We start from the raw sequence: 6840 nt of genomic DNA on the forward strand, positions 1-6840 counted from the left end.
GGGCTTGCCGCGCCGGAGTTTCTTCCCCGCCCAATCGCCGAATATCCGCGCGATGATGTAGAAGGCGGGCGTGAAGATCAGGCCGAAGATGGTGACGCCGAGCATCCCGAAGAACACCGCCACGCCCAGCGCCTGCCGCATTTCCGAGCCCGGACCCTGCCCCAGCACCAGCGGCAGCACGCCGAGGATGAAGGCGATCGAGGTCATAAGGATCGGGCGCAGGCGCAGCCTTGCGGCATCGATCGCCGCCTGGCGCAGGGGCTTGCCCTCATCCTCGTTCTGGCGCGCGAACTCGACGATCAGGATCGCGTTCTTGGCCGCGAGGCCGATCAGCACGACGAGGCCGATCTGGGTGAGGATGTTATTGTCGAGCCCCATCGCATTGACGCCCAGCAGCGCGGCGAGAAGGCACATCGGCACGATCAGGATCACCGCCAGCGGCAGCACCAGACTTTCATATTGCGCGGCGAGCAGCAGGAAGACGAACACCACCGCGAGCGCGAAGGCGATGCTCCCGGTGTTGCCCGCATTCTTCTGCTCGAAGGCAAGCTCGGTCCAGTCGAAGGCAAAGCCCTGCGGCAGGGTCTCGGCGGCGAGGCCCTCCATGGTGTTCAGCGACTGCCCCGAGGAGAAGCCGGGGAGGGTGTTCCCCTGCAATTCGGCTGCCGGATAGAGGTTGTAGCGCACCACGCGGTAGGGGCCGCCTTCGTTGCGGATCGTCATGATTGCCGACAGCGGCACCATCGCGCCCGAATCCGAGCGCACCCGCAGCCGCAGGATGTCCGCCGCGCTTTCGCGGAACGGGGCGTCGGCCTGCGCGGTGACGCGGAAGGTGCGCCCGAGCAGGTTGAAGTCGTTCACGTAGGTCGAGCCGAGGTAGGTCGCCAAGGTCGCGAAGACGTTCTCGAGCGGCACGCCCAGCTGCTCCGCGCGCTCGCGGTCGATGTCGGCGTAAAGGCGCGGGGTGCGGGTGTTGAAGGTGGTGAAGGCCCCGCCTACGCCGGGCGCCTGGTTGGCCTTGGCCATCATCGTGAAGGCGACCGTCTCAAGCGCCTGATAGCCCGCCCCGCCGCGGTCCTCGAGCATCATCTTGAAGCCGCCCCCGGTGCCGATCCCGGATACGGGGGGCGGGGGGATGACGAAGATGTTGCCGGCGGTGATCTGGCTGAGCGCGCCGTTCAGCTCGCCCAGCAGCTGGTTGGCACCCGCGCGCTGGTCCTTGGGCTTCAAGGAGATGAACATCGCAGCCGCATTGGGCGCATTGGTGAAGGTCGCCCCGTCGAACCCGCCGAAGGCGACGGTGCTAGCGGTGGCCGGATTGGCGAGCGCGATCTTCTGCGCCTGCTCAAGCGTCTCGGTAGTCCGCTCGAGCGAGGTGCCCGGCGGCATTTGCAGCACCGCAATCAGATAGCCCTGGTCCTGCGCCGGGATGAAGCCGGTCGGCGTCTCGGCAAAGCGCCACATGGTGAGGCCGATGAGGGCCGCATAGGCGATCCCGACCACCGCCAGCGCCCGCACGGCGCGCGCTGTGAACCGCCCATAGCGGTCCGAGAGCTTGTTGAAGGCCCGGTTGAACCCGCGCGCGAACCGCGTTCCCCAGCCGCGCCAGCCCGGCGCAGGGGGCGTGTCCCCGTGCGCCTTGGGCTTCAACAGCAGCGCCGCGAGCGCGGGCGAGAGCGTCAGCGAGACGAAGGCCGAAATCGCCGTCGCGCTCATGATGGTGAGCGCGAACTGGCGGTAGAACTGCCCCGAGATGCCGGGGATGAAGGCGGTCGGCAGGAACACCCCGATCAAGACCAGCGCGATCGCGATCAGCGCACCCGAGACCTCGTCCATCGACTTGTGCGCCGCCTCGCGCGGGGAGAGGCTTTCCTCCTCCATCAGGCGCTCGACATTCTCGACTACCACGATCGCATCGTCGACGACGATACCGATTGCCAGCACCAGCCCGAACAGCGAGAGGTTGTTGAGGCTGAAACCGAAGGCGGCGAGAAAGGCGAAGGAGCCGACCAGCGAGACCGGAATGGCGATGATCGGGATGATCGCCGCGCGCCAGCTCTGAAGGAACACCAGCACCACCAGCGCGACCAGCACGATCGCCTCGAACAGCGTGTCCTCGACCGCCGCGATCGAGGCCTCGATATAGGTCGTGGGGGCATAGGGGATCGCGTATTCGAGCCCCGGGGGGAAATCCCGTTTCGCCGTTTCCAGTTCGCCGCGCACTGCCTCGGCCGTCGCCAGCGCGTTTGAACCGGGGAGCTGCGAGACCACCACAGCGACCGTCGGCCGGCCCGAATTGAAGGCGTTGACGCTATAATCCTGTGCGCCCAGCTCCACCCGCGCCACGTCGGTCAGGCGGATCAGGCGGCCATCGTCGAAGCGCTTGACGATGATGTCGCCGAACTGCTCGGGGGTGATGAGCCGCCCCTGGGTCTGGATGTTGAGCTGGAACGCCGTGCCGCCGGTGTTGTACGGCGGCTGGCCGATCGCGCCGGCGGCGACCTGCACGTTCTGCGCGCGCACCGCGGCAACGATCTCGGCGGCATCGAGATTCAGCGACGTCGCGCGGTCGGGATCGATCCACACCCGCATCGAATAGTCGCGCCCACCGAAGATGCGCACGCTCCCCACGCCCTCGACGCGGCTCAGCCGGTCGACCAGCTGGAGGGTCGCATAGTTCGAGAGATATTGCTGGTTGTAGCGGTTGTCGGGCGAGATCAGCGTCGCGACCATCAGCAGGTCGGGCGAGTTCTTGCGCACCGTAACGCCAAGGCGCCGCACTTCTTCCGGAAGGCGCGGCTCGGCGGTGGAGACGCGGTTCTGCACCAGCACCTGCGCCTGGTCGACATCCGTCCCTTGCGCGAAGGTGACGGTGATCGCGACATTCCCGTCCCCGGTGGAGGAGGAGGACATGTAGAGCATGTTCTCCACCCCGTTGATCTGCTCCTCCAAGGGCGCGGCAACGGTTTCCGCCAGCGTCTCGGCCGAGGCGCCCGGGAAGCTCGCCGAGACCACCACCGTGGGCGGCGCGATCTCGGGATATTGCGCCACGGGAAGCGTCGGATAGGCGATCGCCCCCACGATCACGATCAGGACCGAGAGCACCGCGGCAAAGATCGGGCGGTTGATGAAGAAGTGCGGGAAGTTCACGCGCGTGCCCCTTCTCTACTGCGTCTTGGCTTCGGCAGGCGGCGGCGCGGTGACGGGAAGCGCGACGGGGGCGGCGTTCTTGGCGCGGGGCTTGATCTTGCCCTGCTTGGGGCTGACCACCGCACCGGGCTGAAGCCGGGCGAGGCCATCGAGCACGACCTTGTCGCCGGCCTTAAGTCCGCTGCGCACGACCCGCAGGCCTTCGACCATCGGGCCCAGTTCGACATTGCGCATCTCGACCTTGTTGTCCTTGCCCAGCACGAACACCGCGCGGCGGGTCTGGTCGGTGATGACCGCCTCGTCGGGCACCAGCAGGCCGGTATAGGCGCCCGATCCTAGCAGCCGCGCGCGGCCGAACAGGCCGGGGACGAGAAAGCCATCGGGGTTGGCGATCTCGGCGCGCGCCTTGATCGTGCCCGAACGCGGATCGACCGCGTTGTCGACGAACACCATCTTGCCGCGCCAGCGATAGTCCTCCTCGTCGGCGAGCTGGATCTCGACCGGGTTGGGGGCATAACGCGAGGACTGGCGCTCGCCACTTGCGTCCTGGCGGACATATTTGAGGTAGAAGCTCTCCGCCCCGTCGAAGGTGAACCAGATCGGATCGACCGAGACGACGCGGGTCAGCACGGTCTGCCCGGCGGATACGTAATCTCCCAGCGAAACGCGGCGGTCCGACACGCGCCCGGCCACCGGTGCCCGGACCTGGGTGAAGCCGAGATCGAGCCGGCGCGCATTGGCAGCCGCGCGCGCGGCGCCAAGCGCGGCCTGCGCAGCCTTGGCGGCCGCCTGCTTCTGTTCGTAGACTTCCTTGCTGATCGCCTCGTCGGGCAAGAGCGTGGCGGCGCGCGCGAGCTCGCTCTGCGCGACGGCGGCATTGGCGCGGGCACGCGCGACCTCGGCCTCGGCCTGAGCGAGCGCGGCGCGGAACGGGCGCGGGTCGATTTCGTAGAGCAGCTGGCCCTTGCCGACCGCCAGCCCCTCGCGGAAGGCGATGCGGGTGATGTTGCCCGAGACGCGGGGCACAATCTCGACATCCTCGATCGCCTCGAAGCGGCCGACATAGTCGTCCCAATCGGTGATCGAGCGCTGCAGCGGCGCGGCGACCGCAACCGTGGGCGGCGGAGGCGCCTGCGGGGTCTGCTGCGAGCATGCGGCGGCGGCCAGCAAGGCGGCGGCGGTCAGGATGGTCCGGGTCGTCTTCATCATTGCCCCCAATGCATGAACCCTTAACTGAGACGACAACTTATGTTGCCCGCGCGGTGGAAACCGCAATCGCGGCGCGGGAAGAGCAACCCCGGTGCCGATGTTCGCCTATCTGCGCCATGCGAGTCGCCCCATCAGCAGCAGCGCCGGAATTCCCACGGCGGCGAGCCCCAACCACACCTGCGCCAAGGCACCGCACGCGCAGCCTACCGCAAAACCGATCACCGCACGCAGCATTTTCGCCTCGGCGCCGCTCGGCGGTCCAGCGGGCGGCGGAGCGAGGTGCAGAAGCTGCGCGGCGCGGATCGCGAGCGCGGCGACATTGCCGGTCATCAGCGCGAAGGGCGGGCCCATCGCCGGGTTGAGGCGGTGCGCCGCGTTGAGCATGCCCATCGCCGCGATCAGCACCACCGCCGAGGCCGCATCCCAGGCCCCCGCACCGAGCCATGCGCTGGCCCCTGCGACCGCGGCGGTGAGCAGGCTGGCACTCCACAGGATGACCTTGAGACCGCGCTCGGCGTTCAGCCGCGCGGCGAGCGCGCCGGTCAGCATCGCGGCGGTAAAGAAAATCGGCAGGGCGCCGAGCTGCAGCAGCTCCGGCCCCTTGCCCCCGACCATGCCCCCCGTCGCCAGCGCCGCGCCCAGCAGCACGAAGTTGCCGGTGACATGGGCGACGAAGAGCCCCGACATGTGGATGAAGGCGGCGGTGTCGACGAAGCCCGAGAGGAAGGCGAGCAGACTCGCGAGGCCGGGCAAGGGGGCGGGCTTTTCCTCGCTCATGCCGGGCGGGCCCGTGTGAACAGCGCGGCGATGCCGAGACCGGCTATCAGGCCAAGATGCTCGAGGAAAGTGGTCGCATCACGCAAAGCGGTGCCTTCGGGCTTGTTCCAGAAGTCGTGCGCGGCAAAGGTCGCCGCCAGCGTGAAGGCGGCGAGGATCGCCGCGCCGAGCCACACCGCGCGGCCCCGTGCGAGCAGCAATGCCGATCCGCCCAGTTGCACCGCAATCACCGCTGCCGCGAGGGCCGGGGCAGGCTCGAGGCCGGTGAGCCCCCGCACCTCTCCGGTCGCCCCGGCAAAGTCCGCCGCCTTGGTGATGCCGCTCAGCAGAAAGGGCGAGGCGAGCGCGAGGCGGGCCAGCCACAGGATCGTGGCGGGGGGCGCTTCGGTGTCGGGCACGCTCACACCGCCCAGCACGCGCAGCCCAGCGCGCCCCAGAAGCTCTTGAGATCGCCCACCGGCAGCCCCGCGCCCCAGCTCTTCGCATGATCGTGACCATGCACGCCGCAGGTGGCGGCACAGCCGCATGAGGCGGCCGCAACTTTCGACAGCGCTGCGGCCTCGGGCGCGGCCTTGTTGTAGCCGCCGTAGATGTTGACCGGAGACCAGTCGGGCATGGCAGGGGGCAGCGGCGGGGCCAGCCCCTCGAACCCTTCAGCCCCATAGACCGGCTCGCCATCGACGATCGTGAGCACCGAGGTAATCTGGCGGATCTCGTCCCCCGGCACGCCGAAGTAGTCGCGGTCCAGCACCGCAAGATCGGCGAGCATCCCGACCTCGATCCGGCCCTTCTTGCCTTCCTCGTTCGAGAACCAGGTGGTGTTCTCGGTCCACATCCTGAGCGCCGTCTCGCGGTCGAGGAGGCTGCGCTGCGGGTAGAGCCCGGTGCCGCCCAGGGTCTTGCCGGTGACCAGCCAGGCGAGCGACACCCACGGATCGTAGGAGGCCACGCGGGTCGCGTCGGTTCCGGCGGAGGTCTTCACCCCTGCCTCGAGCACCCGCTTGAACGGCGGGGTAGCCTCGGCCGCCCGCGCGCCGTAGCGTTCGACGAAATATTCGCCCTGATAGGCCATGCGGTGCTGGAACGCGACGCCGCCGCCCAGGGCTGCCACGCGGTCGATCGAGCGTTCGCTGATCGTTTCGGCATGGTCGAAGAACCAGTGGATGCCATCCAAGGGGATGTCGCGATTGACCTTTTCGAACACGTCCAAAGCGCGGGTAATGGTCTCGTCGTAGGTGGCGTGTAGCCGCCACGGCCAGCGGTTCTGGGCGAGAATGCGGATCACGGCCTCGAGATCGCCTTCCATGTTCGCGGGCATATCAGGGCGCGGCATGCGGAAATCCTCGAAGTCGGCGGCCGAGAAGACCAGCATCTCGCCCGCGCCGTTCAAGCGGAAATAGTCGTCGCCCTGATGATACTTGGCCGAGGAGGTCCAACGCAGGAAATCCTCCTTTTCCTCGCCCGCCTTCTGGGTGAACAGGTTGTAGGCGATGCGCACCGTCAGCTGGCCCTCGGCGTGGAGCTTCTCGATCACGGCGTAATCGTCGGGATAGTTCTGAAAGCCCCCGCCGGCGTCGATCACGCTCGTCACCCCCAGCCGGTTGAGGTCGCGCATGAAGTGGCGGGTGGAATTGAGCTGGTAATCGAACGGCATCTGTGGACGCCCCTTTGGATGCAAGCGGTATTTTCGGGTATGTTGGCACG

At 67.9% G+C, this 6840-nt stretch carries 5 protein-coding genes; all 5 read right to left on the reverse strand.

Annotated features, from left to right (window positions below):
• A partial coding sequence (locus tag AX708_RS14750; RefSeq protein WP_067490349.1) for an efflux RND transporter permease subunit occupies positions 1–3150 on the reverse strand: 3150 nt, incomplete at its 3' end.
• Positions 3151–3165: 15 nt separating this feature from the next.
• Entirely contained in the window at positions 3166–4359 is a 1194-nt protein-coding gene (locus tag AX708_RS14755) for an efflux RND transporter periplasmic adaptor subunit (protein WP_197426096.1), read from the reverse strand.
• Positions 4360–4464: 105 nt separating this feature from the next.
• Positions 4465–5136 (reverse strand): YoaK family protein, encoded by a 672-nt coding sequence (locus AX708_RS14760; protein ID WP_066529926.1) that lies wholly within the window; start codon positions 5134–5136, stop codon positions 4465–4467.
• Positions 5133–5534 carry a DoxX family membrane protein gene (locus AX708_RS14765; RefSeq protein ID WP_197426097.1) on the reverse strand — a complete coding sequence of 134 codons (402 nt, stop codon included), beginning with the start codon at positions 5532–5534 and terminating at the stop codon, positions 5133–5135. The genes AX708_RS14760 and AX708_RS14765 overlap by 4 nt, the downstream gene beginning before the upstream one ends.
• A gap of 2 nt (positions 5535–5536) precedes the next feature.
• The coding region (locus AX708_RS14770; protein WP_066529929.1) for an amidohydrolase family protein at positions 5537–6840 on the reverse strand (1304 nt) is incomplete at its 5' end.

The sequence above is a fragment of the Erythrobacter sp. CCH5-A1 genome (assembly GCF_001557115.1).
In the GTDB taxonomy this organism is placed as follows: Bacteria; Pseudomonadota; Alphaproteobacteria; order Sphingomonadales; family Sphingomonadaceae; genus Erythrobacter.

What these genes read in the sequence shown, in the direction of transcription:
- AX708_RS14755 (WP_197426096.1), bottom strand. Translation starts at nt 4,359, where the DNA reads ATGATGAAGACGACCCGGACCATCCTGACCGCCGCCGCCTTGCTGGCC.
- AX708_RS14760 (WP_066529926.1), bottom strand. Translation starts at nt 5,136, where the DNA reads ATGAGCGAGGAAAAGCCCGCCCCCTTGCCCGGCCTCGCGAGTCTGCTC.